Raw genomic sequence first — 24,376 nt, forward strand, 5'->3', positions numbered from 1 at the left:
CGTTTTCAGGAAGTCGCGCTCGGGCTGAGGAGCATCTCCCTGCACGCGGCCCGCACCGCCTCATCGACGGCGACCTCCCGAAATTCGCGGGGGCGGCGTTCGGCATGGACATACTTCATGAGCCGGGCGCGTGCCTTCGGTGAGAGGCGGCGGACTCCGATCTCGGACAGGACGGCCAGCGCGTTCCCGACGTCGCCGGGATCGTCGTAGATGCTCTGCAGTAGCGCCCCGGCTAGCTTGCGGTCGGTCCGGCCACGCGGCCGATCCGCGTCCTCGGGGACGGCTGCACGCAGCGCCCGGACGATCTCGGGCATCGCGTAGGAGCGTTTTCCCGCATGGCGGGCCAGGAGATCGGCGAGGGGCCGCGCCGCCGGACCCATCTCCCTCACCAGCTCGAGCGCGGGGAACCGGTCGAAGAAGACGCCCCGCACGGCCCGGCGCAGGACGGGCAGGACGGGTTCCGGGTCCCCGGTCAGACGCCAGACGGCCGTCGCGAGGAGCGCGGGCCATATCTCCTCCTCGGCCTCTGCGATGGACCGGGAGAGAACGGTCAGGAGCAGCGGCAAAAGCGGACGGGCGGTTTCCCCGAGTTCCAGGCAGGCTTGCGCGGCCGCCATGCCGTGCAGCGTGCCGGGACGCTTCCGGAACACCGCGGTGAGCTCCGTGAGCGCCGGCTCGGCGTCACCGGCGAGCCGGAACAGCGCAGCCGCGGCGTGGATTCGTGTGTTGCGTCCACCTGTCGCGAGGGCCTCCCGCAACGCCTCGACCGCGAACGCCAACTCCTGCGGCTCGACCGGAAGGACGGCGAGCAGGTCTTGGGTCTCGTAGTGGTCGCGCCATGCCGCGTACACCTCGGGTGTCGCGGTATGGGCGTGCGAACCCCAGGAGCGCAGCAGGTCCAACAGGCCTTCCTGTCGCTGGTAATGGTGGTCGACGGGGTCGCGCAGCTGCGCCCGGACCGCTGCCAGCAGCACGGGGTCGCAGGGCAGCCCGTGCTCGCGCGCCGCGAAGACCGCACCGGGACATTCGGGGAGATGCCGCGCGAGCAGCCCTGCCGCCCTCGCGTCGCCGATCTTCACCAGGGCGGTGACGGCGCAGTCGAGCGAGTCGAGGTCGTGCAGTCTCGTCACGATGGCGTCGCCCGCGGGCGCGCCCAGCGGACCGAGGTCGCCGATCAGCTCCATCACCCGCTCGGGCCCACGGGTCCAGGAACGGGGGTCCAAGGGGAAACCGTCCCAGCCGAGCATCACGATCAGCGAGGGCAGCAGCAGAGCGGGCGCGGACCGGAACGTGCCGCACAGTTTCTCAACCGTCGCGAACAGCGCTCCCCGCGACGGCGCGTCCGCCGCTCCGCGCTTCACGGCCTCGACGACCAGCGCGCACGCGTCCTCCCATGAGCCCCTGCGGCACAGCTCAGACACGACGGCACAGAACTGGCGGGGATCGTTCTCATAACTTCCGAGCAGTGCGTGCACCGGCTCGGGAGCCCAGGCCTCACCCGCACCCACCGCCACGACGACCGCCCGTGCCCGAACCGCGCCGTCCGCGACGACCCGTCCCGCGATCACCTCCCGTGCGAGCGCCACGCCCTCGTGCGGATCGATCTCGGCCAACGCCGCCAGCACCGCCGCACGTACGAGTGGCTCCGTCTCGACGGCCCACCGCTCCCGCAGCACCGGAAGGACGGCCTCGGGAGCCCCGAACGCCGGGCAGGCCGAGATCACGACCTCCCGCGTCTCCGTATCCGCCTCACCCGCCAGTCGCAGCACATCGGGCAGCCCCGCCAGCACGGCCTCCCGCGCCCGTCCGCCGTGATCCGCCGCGGCGACCTCGGTGAGCACCCGCATCAGCGGTTCCACCTCGATCCCGGCCACGACCAACCGCACCAGATACGGCACCGCGTACGCAGCCGCGGCTCCGACCATGCCGCCCTCGACGATCCGCCACGAGCCTTCGGCCAGTTCGAATCCGAACTCGTCGCCGCCACCCTCGATGAGGAGCCGGAACCAGTCCAAGACGACCCGCCGATCCTCTCCGGGCACCCCCGGCCAGACGTCCTGCGTGACTTCCTCCAGCAGCCGTGCCAGATCGGCTCCGGAACGACACGGAACAGCGGGCCTCGTCATGGAAGGGATCATGACAGCCGGTACCGACGAAAGCGGATGCCCGGCATGCGGTAGAACACGGGTGAGGAACGATGTACAAGATGCCTGTGATGGAGGAAGGCAAAGCCTGGTGGGAGACGGTGACGCCGGTACTCCCGTGGAACGCCCCCGGGCTCGGCCACTATCCGGGCCCCTTCGACAGCGATGAGGCGTCCGACGACCTGGCGGGAATCGCCGAAGCCACCGACGTCCAAGCCGCGCTCACGGCGTTCCTCGCGGACTTCGGCCGCACGTCGGACCGGATCTACTCCGACGACACGGACGGTCCCGTCGCAGCGGCCTGCCTCGTCGCCGCCCGCCTGTCCGGCCGAGCCCTTGACGAAGACGCACAACGACACCTGGAGGAAATCCTCTTCAGCGTCACCGAGGACCTGCGGGCCTTGGCGGCCGCTGCCCTCGACCGGGTCGTGCGCCCTGGGGACAACGAGTACTACGAGTGGTGCGAGGACGATCCCGCGGCTCTCGCGGACTGGCTGGGACAACTCGCCTGGTACCGCGCTTTTCTAAGCCGGTAGCGTCAGGCCGCCGATGCCGCCGATGCCGCCGATGCCTCCGGGCCGGGCTCTCCCGAGGTCGGTCGCTTCACCTGCGGTAGGTGCGTGTTCTTCCGTATGGGCGGAATCCCGTTCCCCGGTACAGCTGCTGAGGCACGGGGTAGGCGGCGTCGCCTCGCGGACAGACGATCGCGCGTTCTCCGCCCGCCTCGGCCAGGGCGTGCAGGGCGGCGAGGCAGACGGCGCGGGCGAGGCCGAGGCGGCGGAACTCCGGGTCGGTGCCGACCGGTTCGATGAGGCCGACGCGGTGGACGTCGTCGTACCAGACCAGGCAACTGCCGGCGAAGCGTCCGTCCGGGGATTCGACCACCCAGTCCAGGTCGGGCCGGTAGGGCCAGGTCGTCATGAGCGTGCCGTAGGACTCCTGGGTCATTCCAGGCGGCCTGGTGCACGGCGACCCGCCGGTCCAGGTCCTCCGCGCCACGGACGGCCCGTGCCGTGAAGCCCTCCGGCAGCACCGGATCCGGCAGGTCGTCGAGTTCCCGGACGTGATGGGCGAAGAAGGGCGCGTCGTCGTCCAGCGGCTCGTACCCGCGCCGCAGCAGCGCCTCCCGTACGTCGTCCTGCGCGTCCAGCGGGTTGACCTCACGGGTTCCGCCATCGGCCAGTCCGTCGAACCAGTCCAAGACCTCCGCCGGCAACTCCGGGTACGCCGGATCTATCTGCAGCCGCAGGTCGTCGGGGAGCTGTGTCCAGCCCCAGGCGACGACCCGGCCGTCGTCCTCCCACAACGCGATCGGCCAGTCGGCCTGCTCGACGGGGAACATGAACCGTCCCCAGGCGAGGTCCCCGACATGGTGAGGGGCGGCGGTGGACCAGAGCCGCTGCGTCAGCCCCTGCATCGCCCGCAGATCATGGACGCCTTCATACCTCCGCATGGTGACCGCCATACCGGCCGACCCTTCCACGTGGGATCGTTCCGCCACCAAGTCATTTCTGCGGGTGTCAGCTTCTTTGCCCGTAGCCGGAGCATCCGGACGAGGCCAGGGCGGTCTACGGCGGGATCGCCGAGCCGGTGCGGGGACGGGGAACCCGCGGGCGGCCGACGTCGGGTGCGGGCCGAGGCCGGTTGCGAGCCGGTCAATTCAGTCAGCTTCTCGGCCTTGAAGGGCCAAGCTTGCAGCTCTTCACCACACCTGGCCGGTGTGGTTCAGGCCGCGTCGTCGGCAGCGTGACTCACTGCCCAGACCGCCACACCGCGCCTGGCGATGGTGCGGCCTGCGTTCACATCGGCGTGCTCAGCGAAGCCACACGACGTGCAACGGAAGGTGGACTGGTCGGGCCGGTTGCCCCGGCTGACATGCCCGCAGGCGGAGCAGCCCTGCGAGGTGTGGCGGGGATCGACGAACACCACCGGCACCCCCGCCAGGGCGGCCTTGTAGGAGACGAACGCGCCCAGTTGCGCGAACGACCAGGAATGCAGGGTGACCCGCTGGGGCTTGCGCAGCCGTACCCTGTCGCGGATACCGCCCAGATCTTCCAGGGCGATACCGCGGCAGGTGCGTTGAGCCTCGGTCACCAACTGCTTGGCGATGCAATGGTTCGTGTCGGCCGCGAACCGCGCCTCCCTACCGGAGAGTTTGCGCAGCAGCCGCTTGGCGGACCTGGTGCCCTTCTTCTGGAGCTTGGCGCGCAGCCGCCGGTTCTTGTGCCGGACCTGGTTGAGGTGCCTGCCGGCATACCGGGTGCCGTCGCTGGTGGTGGCGATGTTCACGATCCCCAGATCCACACCCAGGAAGCCGACCGGGTCGCCCAGGTCGGGTTCGGGGACCTCACAGACCGCGTACAGGTACCAGTTCCCGCCCCGCAACACCAGGTCGGACTCCCCGCGCCGGTGCTCGGTGAGCATCTTCCACTGGGACGGCGAGCATTGGAAAGGAATACCCTTCAGGCGGCCGCAGACGGTCCAGATCGAGACGGTACGGGCCTCCAGCTGCCAGGACAGGCACCGGTCGTCGAACGGCTGGGCGGCCTCCTTGCGGAACCGGACCGGCTTGCCCTCCACCGCCTTGCGCCGCTGGGAACCCTCACGGCCGTAGTTCCCGGCCTCCAGGTTCGCCTTCAAGGTCGTGTAGGCCCCGGCGACTTTGCGGATCGCGTGGATCGCGGGCTGGGCGGACAGGCCCATCGCCTTCACCTCTGCGTACACCAGCCGCTGGAGCGGCATCTTGCCCTGAACGCCTGTGGCGAACGCGCGCCGGGAGGCGTGGTTCGCTGCCCGGTTGCAGGCGTGCAGCGTCTCCCGAAGAGCCGCCCGAGCGGCCTCGTCCGGCAGCAGCTTCACCTGCACCACGAGCTTCACACCCGCAACGTAGCGTATTGCCCCCGTCGCCGAGAGAGATTCGGTGACCCCGAGACACGCAAGGGAACGGAGTATCGGCCACAGCCTGCATGTTTATTCTGTCTTCGTCACCAGGTACCGGCGTGGCATCCTCACCGACGCCCTGCTCACCCGCTGCGAGACGGTCATGCGGGACATGTGCGCCCGGCTCGGCGGAGAGCTCCGGGAGTTCAACGGCAAGGACGATCGCGTGCACCTCCTGGTGCACTATCCGCCCAAGCTCCCCATCTCCACCCTCGTCAACCGGCTGAAAAGGGTATCGGTGCACTACCTGCGCAAAGAGTTCGACCAGCACGTTCGCCACCACCTGCAGGCAGATCACTTCTGGTCGCCGTCGTACCTCGCCACCTCCTGCGGCGGCGCACCACCGAACATCATCAAGGACTACATCGAACAGCAGAAACGCCCCGACTGACCCGGCGCGCGGCGCTTGACCCCGCTCCGCGGGGAGCAATGCCTCCCGGCCGTGAACGGCCGGGATTCCTCGCCAGATCCTGTTGAAGAGTGAACACCTGTCGCATGGATTGATGTATATGGCAGGATATTTGACGTTTTCATATATGTTCTGTTCGGCGTTCGGTGTCAGTGTGGTCCTAGAGTGGTAGGCGGAGTTCTCTGATCGAATCGTCGCCCGGGTCTCCTCGCTGGGAGGGAAAACGGATATGAGCAGACGGATTCTTCGTGTCAGTCCCGCGTCGGCCCTCGCCGCCGCAGCGGTCCTGGCGTCCTGGTTCGCGCCTGTCGTGAGCGCACCCGCTCACGCCCTGCCCGCCGGATGGTTCCACATCCGGGGAACCGTCAAGGATTCGAAAGTACCTTTCGCCCTTCGCTCGATGGATACGCAGTGGGCTCCTGACGGCAGGATCACCGGATTCATCCGGATGAACGCGAGCGGATCTCCGAAGGACTCGCAGTTGTGGAAGGCGGTGTTTCCCGCGCGGGGCAGCATAGGCCAGATAAAATTGCGGAATAAATTGACGGGAAAATGTATCTCGAGCAGGATCGCCAGGACATCGGACGGTACCTACGCGCCGGTCCTCTCATCGTGCGACGGCAGTCAGGTCATCTGGGTCACCCTGCCGCAGGGCAGCGCCGACAGGGTGGTCTTCCAGGAGGCGTTCCATTCGCCCGGCCTCCCGAAGCGGTGCCTCACCAAAGGCTCGCTGGGCGACCTGGAGTACCTCAGGACGGAGGCCTGCGAGGAGAAGATCCACAGGAGAATGGTCTGGGAGGCGTACCAGGGCGGCTGAGGCGGACCCAGGGCGCCTTCTTCCGCCGGTACCGTGCCGGCGGCGTCCGGCGGCGGGAGGCGCCCATGCCGACCGATCCTTCCACGCGGGATCGTTCCGCCACCTACGTCATTTCTGCGGGTGTTAGCTTCTTTGCCCGTGGTGAAGCATCAGGATGAGACCAGGGCGGCCTACGACGGGGTCGTCGAGCTGTACGCGTCGATGTTCGCCGACCGGCTGGAGGCACGGCCGTTCACGCGGGCCATGCTCGGCAGCTTCGCCGAGCTGGTGCGGGAGACGGGGAACCCGCGGGTGGCCGACGTCGGGTGCGGGCCCGGACATCTGACGGCCATGCTGCACGACCTGGGGCTGGACGCCTTCGGGCTCGACCTCTCCCCGGCCATGGTCGACCACGCCCGGCGGGCCCATCCGGCGCTGCGGTTCGACGAGGCACGGATGGAGGCCCTGCCGGTCGAGGACGGCGCGCTCGGCGGCGTGCTGGCCCACTACTCGATGATCCACACTCCGCCCGGGGAACTACCCGCGCTGCTCGCCGAACAGGCGCGCGTCCTGGCACCGGGGGGCCTGCTCCTGGTCTCGTTCTTCGCGACCGATGGACTGGAGCCGGTCCGCTTCGACCACAAGGTGACGCCCGCCTACAGCTGGCCGGTGGACCGGCTCGCCGAACTGCTGGCCGGGGCCGGGCTCGTCCCGTTCGCACGGCTCCTCCACGACCCGGCTTCCGAGCGGGGCTTCCTCGACGCCCACCTGATGGCCCGCCTCCCCGGGACGGTCTCTAAGCGTTCTTGATCCCTGCGACGAGAGCGGCGAACGCGCCTCGCGTCACCTCCTGGTGCCCGGCACCGGGGTTCTTGGAGTCACGAAGACCGACCAGCCCGGAGCCGAAGTCGGCGACCTCGACGCATTCGCCGCCCTGCGTATTGCTGTAGCTGGATTTACGCCAGTTGGTCATCACGTTCCGCATCTCCGATCATGTCTTCTATCAGCCGTCTGGTTGCCCCGACCGATAGGGCATGATCGCTCACCAATTCATAGCGGGCAACCAGATCACGCACTCTGTCCGGGTCGGTGACGACACTGCCGACACCGGGGGTCTCCATGAAGCCGACATCGCCTGTCGGAAGAGTGATGATCTTGATCGGGCCGTCGACCCCCGGATACAGCGGCTCCCCCTTGGGGACCACTCGAATGCTGACATTTTGTCGATCGGCCAATTCTGCGAGCCAACGCAGTTGGTTGAGGCGGACACCCTGCGGACGTATCGAGCGATCCAGGACGGCCTGGTCCACGATGGCTCTGATCATCGGAGGCTCGGCCCGGGTCAGGAGCTCCTGCCGTTTCATTCGCCGCTTGAGCGCCTGCGCTACGTCGGGTGTCCGCCCTGCCACCAGAGCGGCGCGCGCGTAATCCTCGGTCTGCAACAGCCCCGGTACCAGAGTCGGATGAAAGTAGCGAATCGCCAGTGCCTGCGCCTCGTGCTGGAAATGCTGATCCAGCCAAGCCGGATTGTGCAGCACCTTTGAGAAATGCACCAGATAAGCGAGCAATCCGCCGGTTTTCCAGTGCCGGTCCAGGGCTGCCGCCTGCGCGCTGCCGATCGGCTGCCGAGCGTGTTCGAGCTTGGAAACCTGGGCCTTGCCCACGCCGATGATCCGCCCGACCTGTTCGCCGGTCTCTCCGGCACGGAGTCGGTAGAACCGCAGCATGAAAGCGATGAGCGTGCCGAGTGAATCCTTCGGGTCCGGGTTCTCTCGCATGTACATGAAGCCACCTCCAGGTTTCCGCGGGTTTCCCAGCCCCCGAGTAACTCGTGACAATCACGCCTGGCACTGGAAATCTCGGCTGTCGAACAACCCTGGCAACCTACACAGAGAGGTGAAGCGGCGTGGCGATACTCACCATTGTTCTCTGGGTCGTGATCCTTATCATCGCCCTGTTCATCGGAGTGCTTAATATTAGAGAAACGCGCGGAAATCGGCACAAATTCTAAGGAGTCGCCGACCCTCACCGAAAACGACCGAACGGAGAAGAAAGATGCCGCAACACCGCTTCGAAGGCACCCTGGACCAACTGGCGGAGGTCCGACGGTTCGTCAGGCTCGCCGCGGGTGGACACGAGGCGATGCGCCTGGCGGAACTCGTGGCCAGTGAACTGGCGGCCAACGCCGTCCTGCACAGCGACAGCGGAAAACCCGGCGGATGGTTCACGGTGGAGACGTGGTTCACCCCGAGCGAAGTGGCCGTCGCCGTCACCGACATGGGCGCCGAACAGGAACCGGCGGCCTGCACCGTCGACACCGACGCCGTCAGCGGCCGCGGACTGTGGATGGTCGAAACGTTGTCCCTGAAATGGGGTTGCGAACCTGCGGAGCCGGGCCGAAGAATCTGGGCGGTGCTGCACTCCTCGGACCGCCCGTTGTTGTTCCTCGACGTCGACGGCCCCCTCATCCCGTTCGGGGCGCCCGCGCCGCACCTCGGTGAGCGATCAGCTGATCTGTCGGCGCCGCCCCCGCCGCCGACGGGAGCGAACCCGCTGCTGGCCAGGATCGATCCCCGGCATGGAACACGATTGTCGGCGCTGCCGTGCGATCTCGTGTGGGCGACGACCTGGATGGCCGACGCGAACGAAGTGATCAGCCCGTTGCTCGGTCTGCCCGAGCTGCCGGTGGTGGACTGGCCGGACTCGGACGACGAAGGACCGTTGCACTGGAAGACCCGCGGCCTGGTCGGTTGGGCGGCCGGACGCCCGTTCGTCTGGGTCGACGACGAGATCACCGACGCGGATCGCGCCTGGGTGTCCGCACACCACCACGGACAGGCGCTCCTTCACCGTGTCGACCCCCGTCGTGGTCTCACACACGCCGATTTCGCCACGATCACTGACTGGTTGGCACAGCTGTAACCGATCCAACCGCAGGTGCCATTTCCCCAGGCTTTTCGAGAGGCAACGCAGGAAGCCTTCAGGCACGTCTTAACGGTATGAAACCGCGTGGCACGATTCTGCTGGCCCTGACCGTTCTCGGTCTCAGCTTGATTCCGCTGGCCTCACCCGCAGCGCCCGCCTGGGCCTGCTCCTGCGTTGCCGGTGGCCAGGACGAACGGGCTGATCTCATCGTCATCGGCACCGTCACCGAGGTCACGAACACGGGGATCCGGCTCGCAGTCGAGTCGACCGAAAAAGGCAGCCCTGGGGAAGGACCCACCCTCGAGCTGAAAACGAACCGCGACGAGAACACCTGCGGCTACGGCTTCCGCGTCGGTACCCGGTACCGGGTGAATTCCATCGGCGGCGCCACCGGCCTGTGCGCAGGAGTCCGCCGGCTACCCGACGTGGCACCCCCGCCACCAACGGATTCAACCTCTGCCAAGGCCGAACCCACACCCGCGCAGTCACCAGGCTGGTGGTGGCTCGCGGCCAGCGCGACGTTGACCGTCCTCACTCTCGGTACGACCGTGGTCCTGCGGCGGCGTAAGACCGGTTAGCGACGAATCCGTGACCGTCATCATCGAAGAGCCTGCCGCTCCGAGAACTCCCAGATCACCGTTCCCAGGCCGTGATCTCGGATCCTGAGCGTCCCGCTCAGGAAAGCAGATAGCCGACGGCGAGGGCGAGGGCGGCGAAAAGGATGGGAAAGACCATGGTGCCGAGGACGAAGCCGCGGAAGCCGCCCATGGGCTCGGCTGTTCGGGGAGCGCGCACGGGCGGGAAAGGACGGCGTTCCAGGAGGATGTAGCCGATCATGCCGAGAGGCGTGGACAGGAACATCCAGAACCAGGCCCAGCGGTTGGCGTAGTGGTGGTCGCGGGTGCGGAGCATGAGGATGGACAGGGCGATGGCGATGCCGGCGGCGGGGGCGGCCCACCAGCCGGGGAAGAGGTCGAACGCCCAGAAGGCGCTGTCCGACTGGCGGGAGTAGGGTTCGACGCGGACGTGCCCGGCGCTGTTGGCGGCGTCGAAGTCCTTCGGGAAGGTGTGGCCCTGCGGCCCCGCATAGTGCTCGGGGAACGCCTCCACGAGTTCTGGGGAGACGCCGTCCATGCTGCCGCCCTCGGAAAACTGGTACCAGGAGAACGGCCCGGTGGCCCAGCGCACCATGAGGTCGTAGTTCTCGCCGTTCTGCCTGAAGCGGTGTTCGACGACATCTGCTCGGCCGGACCGGGTGTCGGCGTAGAGCTGCGCGAGCGATGCCCGCTTCTCCATTCCGTACTCGTTGCCGGCCAGCCCGGCGAACAGCAGGAACGCGCAGATCAGGCTCCGCCAGAGCCATTCGAAGTCGATGAGCCGGCTCTTCACGGCGACGATGGCCACTGGTGCCTCCAGAGGAGAGGGAGGCCACCGGCGATCCCCGTGCGTTCAACGGGACGATTGTGGCAAAACGGGAGAATCGCACAAGGCGCGGTAGCTGCGAAACGCTTCAACATCAGAGCGAACCGGCTGATCGCGGTGGCGTCATGCCTGACGCATGTCCCGAGGGTCGCGGGACAGCGGGCCCTTCCGGCGGGAGCGCGCGCCGCCTACCGTCCTGGCATGTTCCTTGAGCGGGTGACGCTTCCGGGCAGGCCTCTGTGGCTTCGGATGGCCTTCTTCACCACGCTGGTGGCGGCCAGTTGGTGCTTCGTGGGGCTCATGTCCGCGTGGGGCGGGGTCGCCATATTGTTTGCCGGCCCGGCGATGCTGATACTCCTGCTGTTCCCGCTGGGCATGGCGCTCGTGCTCGAGCGCGGAGGGCCCGAATTCGGCGCCATGGTGGCGGTCGGCCTCGCGCTGACGTTCACCGCGTTCACGGTGCCCGGCGACCTCTACCTCAAGATCTTCGGCGAGTCCCGTGAGGCGGTCGTGGTGGAGGAGATCTGCTCCCGCTCCAAGGGGAGCTGCTCCTGGTCCTACGATCTCGCGGGGAAGGACGATCGGCCCGTGGCAGGCTCCTTGCGCCATGGAGATTTGGACGTGGGCGACGAGGTCAGGGTCGTCGCCGATCCCGTGGGAGTCGTCCCTCCGCGCCGGCCCGGCGACGTGTCCTTCGACCTCTTGGACCTGGTGGCGCTGGCGGCCTGGCTCGGCTGCGCCGCGGTGCTCTACCAGGGTGCGCAGGCCGTCCGCAGGCCCGAGAAGGAACCGCATCCTCCCGTGACGGCACCTCGCGAGGAAACCGAGGAGTGAGGGACGATCCGGGACACCTCCCAGGCGTGTGAGCGCCGTCGGCCGGGCTCAGCGCCGTCCGTGGCGGTAGACCCTGCCGGGGACGGGGGAACCGAGGAGTTCGGAGACGGTGACGAGGGTGTAGCCCCTGGCCTTGGCGGTGCGCAGAATGCGGGGGACGGCGGCGATGGTCGTGGGGTGGGTGTCGTGCATGAGGATGATCGCGCCGCGGTGCAGGCCGCTGATGGCACGGCGGGCGACGATCGAGGAATTGCGGTCGCGCCAGTCGCGGGTGTCGACGTCCCAGAGGATCTGGGCGAGGCCCAGGCGCCGGGCCTCGGCGGCGACCCTGCGGTCGGTCGCGCCGTACGGCGGGCGGAAGAGAGCGGGTCGCGTGCCGGTCAGCTTGGTGATGGTCCGGCGGGTGCCGCTGAGTTCCTGGCGGATCCTGCCGGACGACAGCCCGGTCAGCTGCGGGTGGCGTTCGGTGTGGTCGCCGATCTCGTGGCCGTCGGCGTGGGCGCGGGCGACCAGGCCGGGACGGGAGCGGGCCTGCGGGCCGACGACGAAGAACGTGGCCCGCGCACCGCCCTGCTTGAGTAGTTTGAGTAGACGGGAGGTGCCGGAGGAGGGCCCGTCATCGAAGGTCAAGGCCACACATTTCGCTTTGGCGCAGTTCACCCGGGCATGCTGCCGGTCGGCGGCCGGCGCCGTGGTCGTTCCGGGAGCCGCCGTGGCCGGGACGCAGAGCGAGAGCCACGTCGCGACTCCCAGGAAGGCTGCTCCCACGGGTTTCATCCGCATCGCGTGACTCCTTGAAAGTGCTGATATCGGAGAAGCATAGGGAAGCGATGATCAATAACCGACAAGCCTGGTATATCGCTCTCCTCTTTTCGTGGGATTCCCGGCGGTACCGGCACGGAACGGCGAAAGGGCCGAACCGGCGCCGTCCGAGCCGGTAGCGGAGACAACGGATAAGGTCGGCGCATGCCAGCGTCCCGGACCCGAGCTCCCCGTCCCCCGCGTGATCCCGTCGCCCCGAAGTTCCCGGCGGAGCTCGCTTCCGCGCGGCCGGCGGAGGGTATCGCGGACGACGGAGTGTTCCTGTCTCTGGAGTTCGGGCAGGACGACCTGTCGGGGCAGGTCGCGGAGGCCGTGGAGTTCGAGCGCTGCAGGTTCGACGGGACCAGGTTGTCGGGCCTGTCGTTGCGCCGCGGCCAGTTCTCCGACGTGGAGTTCAAGAGCGCCGACCTGGCCGGTTCGCGGTTGGCGGACTCGGCGCTCGTCAACGCGGCGGTGTTGCAGTGCAGGCTGACGGGCTCGGCGTGGACGGACTCGGGGTTCCGCGAGGTGCTGTTCGACGGCTGCCGCTCGGATCTGGCGTCGTTCCGGTTCTCGCGGTTCAGGAACGTGGTGTTCCGGGGCTGCAACCTGGTGGAGGCGAACTTCCAGGGCGCGGACCTGACGGGTGCCCGCTTCGAGGACTGCAGGCTGGAAGGCGCCCAGTTCAGCGGCGCGAAGACGGCCGGCACCCGGTTCTCCCGCTGCGACCTGTGGGGAGTGTCGGGCGTGGAAAGCCTGCGCGGTTCGGTCGTGAGCAGCGCCGACGCGCAGAGCCTGCTGCACACCCTGGCGTCGGCGCTGGGAATCAAAGTCGAGGACTGAACCGCAGAGCTCTGTCCCGGATCAGGGCGATTTCAAGCGAAGGGAACGGGAACGGATCATCAGTTGCGATCAAGGTCGGCTTCCAGCTTCGGTGCGGTCCGATATCGTGGACGTAACGTGCGTCGAAGCAGGGAGGCGGGATGCCGACGAATGCGTCTGACACGTCGGGCATCCATGTACCCGAGTTTCTGAGCTGGGATCAGCTTCAGCGACTGCCGGAAGACATCGCCGCGGAGATCGAGTTGTGGGACCGGCGCGTGGTGTGGAATCGGCGTGGGCCGCTGGAGCACCAGCAGTTCTCAGTCCGCATGCGCAACGCGTTGGAGTCCCATGCCCGCCGTGCCATGCGTGTCCGTGGTGACGACGGGGATCAACCGCCGTGCTGGCAGGTCGGAGTGGAGACGAACGTGTTCTTCTCCGACGACAAGTCCAGCTACCTGACCCCGGACTTCCTCGTCCGCAGGTGCCTGCCCCGGGGGGCGGACACCACCGCGGCCGACGTCGTCGTGGCGGGTGAGGTGCTCTCCGGTTCCGATACGCCGAAGCGGCGCGTGTGGAAGATGGACCGGTACGCCGAAGCCTCGATCCCCTGGTACTGGGAGATCGAACTCGATTCTGAGGCTTCGTGGGACATCTCCGTGGTGCGCGCGTACGAGTTGGCACGTGTTCCCGCCGCCGGGCTCACGGTGAAGCCGCTGCGGCCGGCGGTTTACGTCCCGGTGGGGGAATGGGAGCCCGAAGGCCCCGGAATCGACTTCCCCGAGCCCTTCCCCCTGGAGATCTCCTGGGACGACCTCGCCTTCTGACCACCGGGTCAAAGGCGAGGTCGGACAGATCCGGGCTCCCCACACGCCAGGGCCTCAACCGCAGGGCGTCAGACGGTCGGTCAGTTTGTCGGGCATCTTTGCGAGTTCGGCCCGACGGTGTGCCGGAATGACGTCGTCAATGGTTCTGTCGGCCGTCAGCAGCGCGTTGAAGAACACCGAAGCACGGGCCACCTCCAGGGCAGCGTGGTCCACGTCGCCGAGCTTGTTGCGGACCAGCCAGTCCGAGACTTGGGCCCAGGAGAACAACTTCGCCCGCACCGGTGCGGGAAAGCCGCCCGGCCCCCGTACACCCGACACCCAGTGGCGGACCGCGTGGACCGTCACCTTCGCCCTCGTGGCGATGGCCTCGACGGGCACGAGATCGCCTCCGTCGACGCCGGTGACCGTCATGCCCGCGGCGCGGACGTCGGAGACCGCGGACAGGATCGCCTCGGCGACGTCCTGGGCCTCGCGGGAGAACATCACCATCCCACCGCGTTCGTCGGCCTGGACGGTGGCATCGATACCGTCACCGCGGTTCTCGACGATGACCTCGGCCAGCCGGTCGACGTGTTCGTCGGTCACCGGTCCGGCGACCTCGAGGTCGAACCAGTACACGTTCACGTCTCACTCTCCTTCACTTGCCGGCGGGGCATGAGGCGATGGCCCGGTAGATCTTCGCCGCCTCATGCTCCGGTACTCGCGGCGTTCCGTACACGTTGAGTTGGGGACAGCAACCTCGGCCTCCCGGACAGCGCAGCTTGCGGTACACGTGCGCACTCCCTCCGGATGGTCGGTCGGGTTCTTGCCGCCCGGCCATGATCGCAGCGTGGAGGGCGGCGATGATCTCCTTGGCAGGCATGTAGCAAAGCCTAAGCCTCCTGTACTAATAATTAGTACAGAATCTCGAGAGAAAATCAAGCCCGATCGAGATCAGGCTCCATTCGAGCTGCGAAATGTCGGGAGACGGGCTTATAGGCCGTAGCGGCCGAGGACGTCGCGTTTGCTGGGGATGAGGAACTTGCGGGTCATGCGGCCGGTGGTGAGCCAGGCGATGGCGTCGCCGTTCCTGGTGCTGGCCAGCATTCTGTCGACCAGGTGGGGGGCGACGTCGTCGACGTGGTCGCACAGGATGTTGAGGAGCCTGCGCTGCTTGGCCACCTGGTCCGGGGCGGCGGCGGCCTCGCGGAGCCAGCCCTCGGTGATGAGGATGCCGGGGCTGATCTGGCCGATCCGCACGCCGGTGCCGGCGACCTCCTTGGCCAGTGCCCTGGTGAAGGAGTCCAAGCCGCGTTTGGTGGCCGAGTAGACGCCCATGCCGGGGCGGACGCGGCCGTCGCTGCCGCCGCCGAGGACGTTGAAGACCTGGCCGCCGTGAGCGAGCATGCCGCGGACGGCGACCTGGGAGCCGTAGATGGTGCCGAACATGTTCGTGGTGACCATCGCGCGGACGTCGTCGGGGGTGGTCTCGACGATGGGACGGGTGGTGTGGGCGACGCCGGCGTTGTTGATCCACAGGTCGACTCCGCCGAGCGCGTCCACCGCGGCGCTCCACAGCTCCTCGACCTGCGCGGCGTCGGTGACGTCCACGACCTGCCCGTGGACCGCGGCGTCTCCGGCGGCCTCCGGACGCAGCCGTTCGAGGGTGTCGTCCACCGCCGTCCGGGTGCGGCCCGAGACGACCACGGAGTGTCCGCGGCGGAGCAGTTCGCGGGCCATCGCGAAACCGATTCCCTTGGTGCTGCCGGTGATGACTGCCTTTCGCATGGGCGTCGATCCTACGACGTAACCGTGTTTTTGGATACGCGGTTTACTCAGTGGTAACGGGCTTCTTCGACCGGGCACGCCGTCCCTGGAACCTGGCCGTGGAACAGGACGTTCCCGCCGTGTTCACCCCGACCGTCATCACCCGCCTCCAGGACATCGAACGCCGCCGCGACCCGCACAACGTGATCCGCGGCGACCACCCCTCTTCCCCGAGGGCTCCGCCTCGGGGAAGAGGACGGTGGTCAGGCCTTCTTCCAGAGAATCACCTGGATGTTGTTGGTGATGGGCGCCTGGACGTAGCCGAGGACGTCGCCGTTGTCGTTGATGTCGACGGCGAAGGTCCGGCCCTCCACCGAGGGGCGGGGAAGGAACGCGGCGGCGGCGCCCTCGTCGCTCCAGACGGCGGCCTGGGAGAGGTCGGTCTGGGTGCCCTGCGGGCAGGCGAGCTGGCCGGCGATGTCGCCCGCGTTGTTGATGGCGGCCGGCTTGGCTTCGCCGCCGAAGTCGGCGAGGCGCTTCATGCGGGTCTCGACGCTCCAGTAGAAGGCCGCGCCGTTAGCGCCCTGCGGCCCGGCCGCGGAGTAGCCGATGACGTGGCCGTCGTCGTTGAGCGCGACGGCCTCGCTCCAGCTGCCGCCGAGGGTGCCGAGGTCGAACGCCGAGTCGCCGTGGGTGATGAACGCCCGCTGAACCCGGTCGTAGGGCGACTCGACCACGGCTTTGGAGAGGTTCTGGGTGCCCGTGATCTCACCGACGCGGTTGATGCCGACGGTCGTGCTGCCCTGGTCGGCGTCCAGGTCGATCTGGGTGCCGTTCAGGCCGAAGCGGATGGCTCGTTTGCGGGCGTAGGCGTCGGCGGTGCCGTCGTCGGCGTCGGCCGTCGCCGCGATCTGCCCGTTGCTGATGGCGTTGCCGATCGACTCGGGCCCGAAGAATCCGCCGAGTTCGGTGACCTTGCCGTCCTTCCACACGACCGCGTGGGTGCGGCCGCCGAGGTTCTTGCTGGAGCCGGTGATCCGGCCCTGGTCGTCGATGTCGGTGGCCTTGCCGTCGGAGCCGCCGAACAGCGCCGGAAGGTCGGTCAGCCCGCCGTCCTTGTAGACCACGCCGTGCTGGCCGTATCCGGGGCCGCCCTTGTAACCGACGATCTGCCCGGCGTTGTTGATGGCGGTCGGCCGGAACTCCGCCCTGGTGAGCACGGGCGCCGACCACCGGTCTGTGGTCGCGGCGCAGTCGGCCGCGTGCGCGGCGGAGGGAGGGCCGAGAACGGCGGGCACCGCGAGAGCGGCACCGACCAGCACGTTCAGGGGAGTACGCATGGAGACCTGCTTTCCACGGGAGCTTGATGATGCGAAGCGGGCCCGGCCTCGACATGATCGAAACTAGTCCCGATCCCGCAGGAAAGATCTTGCGAACCCCTAACGTCCCGGTCGGTACCTCCTGTTCGGAGACGGCCTTCTCGACCCGTTCCGTCTTGCGGATCCACTGCTGGGTGCGGCCGAGGCTTGGGCGAACTGGTTCATGGACAGGCCGATGCGGTTCACCGAGGAGCAGGGCGGTGCACGGACGGTCGGCGGAAAGGCGAAGGGCCCGGAGGGATTCCGGGCCCTTTCCGTGCAGCGGGTTACCGCAGATCGATGGAGCGGATCTGCTTCTCGGCCTGGGTGACGATGCTCTCGATGAGCTCGGCGCACGTCGGCAGGGAGTCGATCAGGGCGACGACCTGGCCGGAGGCCATGACGCCGAGGTCGGGACGGCCGTCGACCATGGCCGCCTTGAGCAGCATGGGGGTGTTGGCGGCCATGAGGACCTGGGACCAGGTGAGGTCCTTGCCGTGCTTCATCGCCAGGCCGTCCTGGATCATCGTCTTCCAGGACTGGCCGGAGATCTTCTTGAAGCGGGCGGCGTTGCGGACGGCGCGGAGCGTGCGGGAGAGGGCGTTGGTCGACTCCAGTTCGGTGACCAGCTCGCTCTGCAGGACGCGGTGGGGCATGCCGTCGACCTGGCGGGTGACCAGGGTGTCGGTCTTGCCCAGGTAGACCTGCTTGACGTCCTCGGGCACGGAGCTGTCGGCCGTCAGCAGGAAGCGGGTGCCCATGGCGACGCCCGCGGCGCCGTACATGAGGGCGGCGGCCAGGCCGCGGCCGTCGTAGAAGCCGCCCGCGGCGATGACGGGGATGTCGACGGCGTCGACGACCTGGGGGAGCAGGACGGTCGTGGCGACGGCGCCGGTGTGGCCGCCGCCCTCACCGCCCTGCACCAGGACGGCGTCCGCGCCCCAGGCCGCGACCTTCTCGGCGTGGCGGCGGGCGCCGACCGAGGGGATGACGACCAGGCCCGCGTCCTTGAGCTTGGCGATGAGCTCCTGCTTGGGGGCCAGGGCGAACGACGCGACCTTGACGCCCTCGCGGATCATGAGGTCGATCCGGGCTCCGGCGTCCGTGGCGTCGGCGCGGAGGTTCACGCCGAACGGGGCGTCGGTGCGCTCCTTGACCTCGTGGATGGCGCTTTCGAGCTGCTCGAGCGTCATCGTCGCCGAGGCCAGGATGCCCAGGCCCCCGGCGTTGGCGACGGCCGAGACCAGCTTGGGACCGGCGACCCAGCCCATGCCCGTCTGGACGACGGGGTGCTCGACCCCGACCAGCTCCGTCAGCGCGGTGCGGATCATGAGCGGACCTCGCGGTCGCGCAGGCCGCGCGGGTCGAGGACCTCGCGCAGGACCTTCAGCTCCTCCTCGGAGGGGGTGCGGGACTCGGGGACCTCGTCGGGGACGACCAGCTCGAAACCGGTCTGCTCCACGACGGTCTCCACCGAGACACCGGGGTGCACCGAGCGCAGCCGCATCCGGCGGTCCTCGGTCTCGAAGTCCAGGACGCACAGGTCGGTGATGACACGGCGGATCTCGTGGGCGCCGCGGTCCCAGCCGATGCCGGAGACCATGTCGACCTTCTCGGTGAACACCCGGGTGGAGTGCTTGGGGATCCAGTACGACGTCGGGTTGCAGCGGGTGTTGCCCGGAGCTCCCCGGACGCCCAGAAGCTGGGACTTCGGCTGGGCCCAGTCACCGACGCACGAGATGTTCGTGTTGCCGAACTTGTCGATCTGGGACGCGCCCATCATCACGTGGCGGCGGCCGTTCAGCACCAGCCACAGGTGATCGCGGAACGGCATCCAGCCCTCGACATCGCCGGCCTTGGCGCCGAACGGGATCGGCTCGGCCGTCAGCAGCGGGCCGCCGTCGGTGGTGAGCAGGTCCGGCTCGAACGTCGAGCGGGCCAGGCGCGCGCCCAGGACCGAGCAGGTGCCCATGGCGGCGGCGAGGATCTCCCCGTCGCCGCGCCAGGCGTCGGCGCAGGCGGTGACGCAGATCTCGGCTCGGGTCACGGTCACTTTCCGGCCTCCTCGACGTAGGACTTCTGGCGGGCCTCGTCGCGGGGGTAGTCCGGGAGGCATTCGGTGAATCCGGCGCCGCCGGGCACTTCCACGACCCCGGCGGTGTGCATGCGGCTGATCAGCAGCGTGGAGGGGTGGCCCTCGAACCGCTCGACGATCTGCTCGCACGAGACGTACGCGCGGGTCGCGGCCTTGACGAACAGGTCGTCCATGTACGGGTCCATGCCCAGGTACTGGCCGTTGCCGCGGGCGTCGGCGCGGTTCATGTGCACGAACGCGACGTCGAGCTTCAGGGCGGGGACGGCGACGAGTTCCTCGTCGCCGTACGGGTCGGTGATCGTCTTGAGCTGGGGGGCGTACTTCAGCACGTCCGAGCCGATGCCGACGGGGGTGGGCAGGAACGGCAGGCGGTGCGCGGCCGCGTACAGGCCGAACATGAACATGCCCTCGTCGTACTCGGTGAACTCGATGGCGCCGCTCTGGCGGGCCTTGCGGAAGTGGGGCTCCAGCGCGATCGAGTCGAGCGTGACGAACGGGGCGACGACGCGCTTGACCTTCCCGGCCGCGCACAGCATCCCGACGTCCGGGCCGCCGTAGGACACGACGGTCAGGTCGCTCACGTCGGTCTTGCACAGCGCCTCGACCAGGGCCATCGGCTTGCGCCGCGACCCCCAGCCGCCGATGCCGAGCGTCATGCCGCTCTCGACGCTGCCGACGATCTCCTCAACTGAGACGAGCTTGCTCATTTGCCCCCCACGAAGGCGTCGCGGTGCCGGTCGCCGGCACCCTGGAGATTGAGTTCGAAGGTGAAGCCCTGCTCGAAGCGGTAGGAGCGGTTGACGTCGACGGGGTCGATGCCGTTCAGGCACTCCTTGGCGCGGCGGATCACGAACGGGTCCATGACGGCGATCTGCCCGGCGACCTCCAGGGCCTTGTCACGCAGCTCCTCGCGCGGGACGACGGCGTGCACCGAGCCGAAGGCGTGCAGCTGGGCGGCCGTGGCGGTCTGCGTCGTGTAGACCATGGCGCGCATGAGGTGCTGGGGCACGAGCCGGGCCAGGTGGGTGGCCGCGCCGAGCGCTCCCTGCTTGACCTCGGGGAGGCCGAAGGTGGCGTCGTCGGAGGCGACGATGACGTCGGCGTTGCCGACCAGGCCGATGCCGCCGCCCAGGCAGAAGCCGTGGACCGCGACGACGACGGGGACCTCGCACTCGTAGACGGCCTTGAACGCCGCGTAGCAGCCGCGGTTGGCGCCCAGGAGGGCGTCGAAGCCCTCGGTGCGCTGCATCTCCTTGATGTCGACGCCGGCGTTGAAGCCGCGTCCTTCGGAACGCAACACGACCACGCGGACCTCGGGGTCGCGGCCCGCGGCGGTGACGGCGTCGGCCAGGTCGAACCAGCCCTGGACGGTCAGTGCGTTGACGGGCGGGGCCTCCACGGTGATCTCAGCGAGCCCCGCTATCCCGTCAGAGCCCTTCGTGGTGGTGAGGATTCCCATAAGCTACCTTCGTTCAATCTAACATTTGTTAGAACGTAGCAGGAGGGCCCCGCGGCCGTCACGCCGGAGTCTCACTGGATGGAGCTGTCATGATCTGCAAGGACCGAGTGGTCATCGTCACCGGAGCGGGCCGCGGCCTGGGCCGGGCCCACGCGCTGGAGTTCGCCCGCCAGGGCGCCAAGGTCGTCGTCAACGACCTGGGAGTGAGCCGGGACGGCGCCGGGGAGCAGACCGAGGGACCCGCCGCCGAGGTCGTCGCCGAGATCAGGGCGCTGGGCGGCGAGGCCGTGGCCAGCCCGCACGACATCGCCACCGACGACGGCGCCAAGGCCCTGATCCAGCTCGCGCTCGACACCTTCGGCCGGCTCGACGTCCTGGTCAACAACGCCGGCTTCCTGCGCGACCGCATGCTCATCAACCTCGGCGAGGACGAGTGGGACGCCGTCATGCGCGTCCACCTCAAGGGCCACTTCCTGCCGCTGAAGTACGCCGGGCAGCACTGGCGGGCCGAGTCCAAGGCCGGACGGCAGCCCGACGCGCGGATCATCAACACCTCCTCCGGCGCGGGCCTGCTGGGCAGCGTCGGGCAGGGCAACTACTCCGCGGCCAAGGCCGGCATCGTCGGCCTGACCCTCGTCGCCTCGGCCGAACTCGGCCGCTACGGCGTGACCGTCAACGCGATCGCCCCGGCGGCGCGCACCCGTATGACCGAAGAGGTCTTCGCCGCGACGATGGCCGCCCCCGGCGAGGGCGAGTTCGACGCGATGGCGCCGGAGAACGTCTCCCCGACCGTCGTGTGGCTCGGCTCGCCGCTGTCCGCGGACGTCACCGGCCGGGTCTTCGAGCTCGAAGGCGGCAAGATCACCGTCATGGAGGGCTTCCGGCACGGCCCGACCGTGGACAAGGGTGAGCGCTGGGACCCCGCCGACGTCGACCCCGTCGTGCGCGAGCTGCTCGCCGAATCCGCCGCTCCTGAGCCTGTTTACGGAGCATAGGTCGAATCACTCCCATCCAGCGGGATGGGAGGAGGCACCGGCCGCTCACCGGTACGTACCGTCTTGGGCATGCTGACCCAGGACGACCGGCGAGCGGCCGCCGAAAGGCTGTACACCGCCGAGCTGGAGCGGGCACCCATCGCCCCGTTGACCGAACTCTTCCCCGGCGTCGACGCCGTGGACGCCTACGAGATCCAGCTCATCAACATCAGGCGCAAGCTCGACGCGGGCGCCGTCATCAACGGCCACAAGGTGGGCCTCTCGTCCCCGGCCATGCAGCAGATGATGGGGGTGGACGAACCCGACTACGGGCACCTCCTCGGCGACATGGAACTGCGCGAGGACGTCCCCGTGGAGATCTCCCGCTTCTGCTACCCGCGGGTCGAGGTCGAGGTCGGCTTCGTCCTCGGCAAGGACCTGCCCGGCGAGGACTGCACCGAAGAGGACGTCCTGGAGGCCACCGAACGGGTCGTGCCGTCGCTGGAGCTCATCGACAGCCGCATCCGGGACTGGAAGATCACGATCGCCGACACGATCGCCGACAACGCCTCGTCCGCCGGGTACGTCATCGGCGAGGGCGTCTCCCCGGCGGGGCTCGACCTCAAGGCGATCGACGCGACGCTCACCCGCGACGGGGAGTTCGTCGTCTCCGGCCGCTCCGACGCCGTCCTCGGCAACCCCGTCACGTCCGTCGCCTGGCTGGCGCGCAAGGTCGCCTCGTTCGGGGTCCGCCTGCACGCCGGACACGTCATCCTCCCCGGCTCCTGCACGCGTGCGATCGACGTCGCCGCCGGTCAGACCTTCACCGCCGAGTTCACCGGCCTCGGCTCCGTCTCTCTCACCTTCAAGTAAGGGGTGATCATGGCAACCGCCGCCATCGTCGGTCCGGGCAACATCGGCACCGACCTGCTGTACAAACTCCTGCGCAGTGAGCACATCGAACCCCGGTACATGGTCGGCGTCGACCCGGAGTCTCCCGGGCTCAAGCGCGCCGCCGGGCTGGGCCTGGAGGTCAGCCACGAGGGCGTCGACTGGCTGCTGTCCCGCGACGAGCTGCCCGACCTGGTCTTCGACGCGACCAGCGCCTACGTGCACCGCGCCGACGCCCCCCGCTACAAGGAGGCCGGCATCCGGGCGATCGACCTGACGCCCGCCGCCGTCGGCCCCGCGGTCGTCCCGCCCGCGAACCTGCTCGAGCACATCGGCGAGGACAACGTCAGCCTCATCACGTGCGGCGGCCAGGCGACCATCCCCATGGTCTACGCGGTCTCCCGCATCGTCCCGGTCGAGTACGCCGAGATCGTCGCGTCCGTGGCGTCGGAGTCGGCCGGCCCCGGCACCCGCGCCAACATCGACGAGTTCACCAAGACGACCGCGCGCGGCGTCGAGACCATCGGCGGCGCCCGCAAGGGCAAGGCCATCATCATCCTCAACCCGGCCGACCCGCCGCCGCTGATGCGCGACACGGTGTTCTGCGCGATCCCCGCCGACGCCGACCGCGACAAGATCACCGAGTCGGTGGTGGAGATCGCCGCCGCCGTGCAGGAGTACGTGCCCGGCTACCGGCTGCGCGCCGAGCCGCAGTACGACGACCCGACGCCGATCAGCGGCGGGCTCGCCCGTGTCGCGATCTTCCTGGAGGTCGAGGGCGCCGGTGACTTCCTGCCGCCCTACTCCGGCAACCTCGACATCATGACCGCCGCCGCCACGAAGGTCGGCGAAGAGTTCGCCAAGCAGATCGCGGGAGCCTGACGATGCCCTACAACGACGAATGGGACATCCGCATCACGGACTCGTCCCTGCGTGACGGTTCCCACCACAAGCGCCACCAGTTCACCGTCGACGAGGTCGTCTCGATCGTCGAGGCCCTGGACGACGCGGGCGTCCCCGTCATCGAGGTGACCCACGGCGACGGCCTGGGCGGCTCGTCCTTCAACTACGGTTTCTCCAAGACGCCCGAGCAGGAGCTCATCAAGGCCGCGGCGAAGACCGCCAAGCGCTCCAAGATCGCCTTCCTGATGCTGCCGGGCGTCGGCGTGAAGGACGACATCCGCGAAGCCGCGGACAACGGCGGCTCCATCTGCCGTATCGCCACGCACTGCACCGAGGCGGACGTCTCCATCCAGCACTTCGGGCTCGCCCGCGACCTGGGCCTGGAGACCGTCGGCTTCCTGATGATGTCGCACACCCAGCCGCCGGAGGTGCTGGCCAAGCAGGCCCGCATCATGGCCGACGCGGGCTGCCAGTGCGTCTACATCGTCGACTCGGCGGGCGCGCTCATCCTCGAGCAGACCTCCGACCGCATCTCCGCGCTCGTGGCGGAGCTCGGGAACGACGCCCAGGTCGGCTTCCACGGCCACGAGAACCTGGGCCTCGGCGTCGCCAACAGCATCGCCGCCGTCCGTGCGGGCGCCCTCCAGATCGACGGCTCCGTCCGCCGCTTCGGCGCGGGCGCCGGCAACACCGCCGTCGAGGCGTTCGCCGCCGTCTGCGACAAGCTGGACATCAAGACCGGCATCGACGTCATGAAGATCGTCGACGCAGCCGAGGACGTCGTCCGCCCCACCATGCCGTCGGAGTGCAACCTCGGCCGCATGGAGATCATGATGGGCTACGCCGGCGTCTACTCCAGCTTCCTCAAGCACGCCGCCACCCAGGCCGAGCGCTACGGCGTCTCCGGCGCCGAGATCCTCCTGCGCGCCGGCCAGCGCAAGCTCATCGGCGGCCAGGAGGACCAGCTCATCGACATCGCCCTGGAGCTCGCCGCCGAACAGCGGGCCTGACCTCCGCCGCCGGTCCCTCC

Annotated in this window: 27 protein-coding genes; 13 read left to right on the forward strand and 14 right to left on the reverse strand. The window is 68.6% G+C overall.

What is annotated here, in order from left to right:
- Positions 1 to 5: 5 nt before the first annotated feature.
- Positions 6 to 2,126 carry a hypothetical protein gene (locus ABGB12_RS14995; RefSeq protein WP_347678170.1) on the reverse strand — a complete coding sequence of 707 codons (2,121 nt, stop codon included), beginning with the start codon at positions 2,124 to 2,126 and terminating at the stop codon, positions 6 to 8.
- A gap of 89 nt (positions 2,127 to 2,215) precedes the next feature.
- Between ABGB12_RS14995 and ABGB12_RS15000 the strand changes: the two genes are divergently transcribed.
- Positions 2,216 to 2,680, forward strand: a complete 465-nt coding sequence (locus tag ABGB12_RS15000) for a DUF4259 domain-containing protein (RefSeq protein ID WP_347678172.1) — start codon at positions 2,216 to 2,218, stop codon at positions 2,678 to 2,680.
- 67 nt (positions 2,681 to 2,747) lie between these two features.
- Here ABGB12_RS15000 and ABGB12_RS15005 read toward each other — a convergent pair whose 3' ends face one another.
- Positions 2,748 to 3,092, reverse strand: coding sequence for a GNAT family N-acetyltransferase (locus tag ABGB12_RS15005; RefSeq protein WP_347678174.1), 345 nt, complete (start codon positions 3,090 to 3,092; stop codon positions 2,748 to 2,750).
- 777 nt (positions 3,093 to 3,869) lie between these two features.
- A complete protein-coding gene (locus ABGB12_RS15010) occupies positions 3,870 to 5,021 on the reverse strand; it encodes a transposase (RefSeq protein ID WP_347678175.1) in 1,152 nt (383 codons plus the stop codon).
- A gap of 43 nt (positions 5,022 to 5,064) precedes the next feature.
- On the opposite strand from ABGB12_RS15010, the gene tnpA reads away from it, so the two are divergent.
- The 3 genes from tnpA to ABGB12_RS15025 all read left to right on the forward strand — a co-directional run bounded on the left by tnpA (position 5,065) and on the right by ABGB12_RS15025 (position 7,099).
- Entirely contained in the window at positions 5,065 to 5,475 is a 411-nt protein-coding gene (tnpA, locus tag ABGB12_RS15015; RefSeq protein WP_347678176.1) for an IS200/IS605 family transposase, read from the forward strand.
- 247 nt (positions 5,476 to 5,722) lie between these two features.
- Positions 5,723 to 6,310, forward strand: coding sequence for a hypothetical protein (locus tag ABGB12_RS15020; protein WP_347678177.1), 588 nt, complete (start codon positions 5,723 to 5,725; stop codon positions 6,308 to 6,310).
- A gap of 138 nt (positions 6,311 to 6,448) precedes the next feature.
- Complete coding sequence (locus tag ABGB12_RS15025) at positions 6,449 to 7,099, forward strand: class I SAM-dependent methyltransferase (RefSeq protein WP_347678178.1); 651 nt, start codon at positions 6,449 to 6,451, stop codon at positions 7,097 to 7,099.
- Here the strand turns inward: ABGB12_RS15025 and ABGB12_RS15030 are convergent.
- On the reverse strand, positions 7,086 to 7,274 hold the full coding sequence (locus tag ABGB12_RS15030) for a DUF397 domain-containing protein (RefSeq protein WP_347678179.1): 189 nt from the start codon (positions 7,272 to 7,274) through the stop codon (positions 7,086 to 7,088). The genes ABGB12_RS15025 and ABGB12_RS15030 overlap by 14 nt on opposite strands.
- The gene (locus ABGB12_RS15035; protein ID WP_347678181.1) at positions 7,246 to 8,073 is read right to left on the reverse strand and encodes a helix-turn-helix transcriptional regulator; all 828 of its coding nucleotides are present in this window, start codon (positions 8,071 to 8,073) and stop codon (positions 7,246 to 7,248) included. Before ABGB12_RS15035 ends, ABGB12_RS15030 begins: the two co-directional genes overlap by 29 nt.
- Positions 8,074 to 8,344: 271 nt before the next feature.
- Here ABGB12_RS15035 and ABGB12_RS15040 point away from each other — a divergent pair, with 271 nt between their 5' ends.
- Complete coding sequence (locus ABGB12_RS15040) at positions 8,345 to 9,211, forward strand: ATP-binding protein (protein WP_347678183.1); 867 nt, start codon at positions 8,345 to 8,347, stop codon at positions 9,209 to 9,211.
- Between the two features lie 77 nt (positions 9,212 to 9,288).
- Entirely contained in the window at positions 9,289 to 9,792 is a 504-nt protein-coding gene (locus tag ABGB12_RS15045) for a hypothetical protein (RefSeq protein ID WP_347678185.1), read from the forward strand.
- A gap of 97 nt (positions 9,793 to 9,889) precedes the next feature.
- Here the strand turns inward: ABGB12_RS15045 and ABGB12_RS15050 are convergent, their stop codons facing one another.
- Positions 9,890 to 10,618, reverse strand: coding sequence for a hypothetical protein (locus ABGB12_RS15050; RefSeq protein ID WP_347678186.1), 729 nt, complete (start codon positions 10,616 to 10,618; stop codon positions 9,890 to 9,892).
- A 219-nt stretch (positions 10,619 to 10,837) separates the two neighbouring features.
- Between ABGB12_RS15050 and ABGB12_RS15055 the strand changes: the two genes are divergently transcribed.
- A complete protein-coding gene (locus ABGB12_RS15055; RefSeq protein ID WP_347678188.1) occupies positions 10,838 to 11,470 on the forward strand; it encodes a hypothetical protein in 633 nt (210 codons plus the stop codon).
- Positions 11,471 to 11,518: 48 nt separating this feature from the next.
- Here ABGB12_RS15055 and ABGB12_RS15060 read toward each other — a convergent pair whose 3' ends face one another.
- Positions 11,519 to 12,253 (reverse strand): polysaccharide deacetylase family protein, encoded by a 735-nt coding sequence (locus ABGB12_RS15060; protein WP_347678190.1) that lies wholly within the window; start codon positions 12,251 to 12,253, stop codon positions 11,519 to 11,521.
- Positions 12,254 to 12,436: 183 nt separating this feature from the next.
- On the opposite strand from ABGB12_RS15060, the gene ABGB12_RS15065 reads away from it, so the two are divergent.
- Positions 12,437 to 13,114, forward strand: a complete 678-nt coding sequence (locus tag ABGB12_RS15065) for a pentapeptide repeat-containing protein (protein ID WP_347678192.1) — start codon at positions 12,437 to 12,439, stop codon at positions 13,112 to 13,114.
- 140 nt (positions 13,115 to 13,254) lie between these two features.
- Entirely contained in the window at positions 13,255 to 13,920 is a 666-nt protein-coding gene (locus tag ABGB12_RS15070; RefSeq protein WP_347678194.1) for a Uma2 family endonuclease, read from the forward strand.
- Positions 13,921 to 13,974: 54 nt separating this feature from the next.
- Here ABGB12_RS15070 and ABGB12_RS15075 read toward each other — a convergent pair whose 3' ends face one another.
- From ABGB12_RS15075 to ABGB12_RS15105, 7 genes are all read right to left on the reverse strand, one after another.
- A complete protein-coding gene (locus ABGB12_RS15075) occupies positions 13,975 to 14,544 on the reverse strand; it encodes a hypothetical protein (protein WP_347678196.1) in 570 nt (189 codons plus the stop codon).
- 348 nt (positions 14,545 to 14,892) lie between these two features.
- Positions 14,893 to 15,687 (reverse strand): SDR family oxidoreductase, encoded by a 795-nt coding sequence (locus tag ABGB12_RS15080; RefSeq protein ID WP_347678198.1) that lies wholly within the window; start codon positions 15,685 to 15,687, stop codon positions 14,893 to 14,895.
- A gap of 242 nt (positions 15,688 to 15,929) precedes the next feature.
- Positions 15,930 to 17,006: a hypothetical protein gene (locus ABGB12_RS15085; protein ID WP_347678200.1), complete on the reverse strand. Its 1,077-nt coding sequence runs from the start codon at positions 17,004 to 17,006 to the stop codon at positions 15,930 to 15,932.
- A gap of 305 nt (positions 17,007 to 17,311) precedes the next feature.
- Positions 17,312 to 18,355: a nitronate monooxygenase gene (locus tag ABGB12_RS15090; RefSeq protein ID WP_347678202.1), complete on the reverse strand. Its 1,044-nt coding sequence runs from the start codon at positions 18,353 to 18,355 to the stop codon at positions 17,312 to 17,314.
- Positions 18,352 to 19,077, reverse strand: a complete 726-nt coding sequence (locus ABGB12_RS15095) for a CoA-transferase (RefSeq protein ID WP_347678204.1) — start codon at positions 19,075 to 19,077, stop codon at positions 18,352 to 18,354. Before ABGB12_RS15095 ends, ABGB12_RS15090 begins: the two co-directional genes overlap by 4 nt.
- A complete protein-coding gene (locus tag ABGB12_RS15100; RefSeq protein ID WP_347678206.1) occupies positions 19,074 to 19,826 on the reverse strand; it encodes a CoA-transferase in 753 nt (250 codons plus the stop codon). The genes ABGB12_RS15095 and ABGB12_RS15100 overlap by 4 nt, the downstream gene beginning before the upstream one ends.
- The gene (locus tag ABGB12_RS15105; RefSeq protein ID WP_347678208.1) at positions 19,823 to 20,578 is read right to left on the reverse strand and encodes an enoyl-CoA hydratase family protein; all 756 of its coding nucleotides are present in this window, start codon (positions 20,576 to 20,578) and stop codon (positions 19,823 to 19,825) included. The genes ABGB12_RS15100 and ABGB12_RS15105 overlap by 4 nt, the downstream gene beginning before the upstream one ends.
- An 89-nt stretch (positions 20,579 to 20,667) precedes the next feature.
- Here ABGB12_RS15105 and ABGB12_RS15110 point away from each other — a divergent pair, with 89 nt between their 5' ends.
- The 4 genes from ABGB12_RS15110 (at position 20,668) to dmpG (ending at position 24,356) form a co-directional block, all read left to right on the forward strand.
- Positions 20,668 to 21,573, forward strand: a complete 906-nt coding sequence (locus ABGB12_RS15110; RefSeq protein ID WP_347678210.1) for an SDR family oxidoreductase — start codon at positions 20,668 to 20,670, stop codon at positions 21,571 to 21,573.
- A gap of 69 nt (positions 21,574 to 21,642) precedes the next feature.
- A complete protein-coding gene (locus ABGB12_RS15115) occupies positions 21,643 to 22,425 on the forward strand; it encodes a 2-keto-4-pentenoate hydratase (RefSeq protein WP_347678212.1) in 783 nt (260 codons plus the stop codon).
- A 9-nt stretch (positions 22,426 to 22,434) separates the two neighbouring features.
- Positions 22,435 to 23,325: an acetaldehyde dehydrogenase (acetylating) gene (locus tag ABGB12_RS15120; protein ID WP_347678214.1), complete on the forward strand. Its 891-nt coding sequence runs from the start codon at positions 22,435 to 22,437 to the stop codon at positions 23,323 to 23,325.
- 2 nt (positions 23,326 to 23,327) lie between these two features.
- Positions 23,328 to 24,356: a 4-hydroxy-2-oxovalerate aldolase gene (gene dmpG, locus ABGB12_RS15125; RefSeq protein WP_347678216.1), complete on the forward strand. Its 1,029-nt coding sequence runs from the start codon at positions 23,328 to 23,330 to the stop codon at positions 24,354 to 24,356.
- Positions 24,357 to 24,376: the final 20 nt, after the last annotated feature.

The organism is Actinocorallia sp. B10E7 (genome assembly GCF_039871655.1).
In the GTDB taxonomy this organism is placed as follows: domain Bacteria; phylum Actinomycetota; class Actinomycetes; order Streptosporangiales; family Streptosporangiaceae; genus Actinocorallia.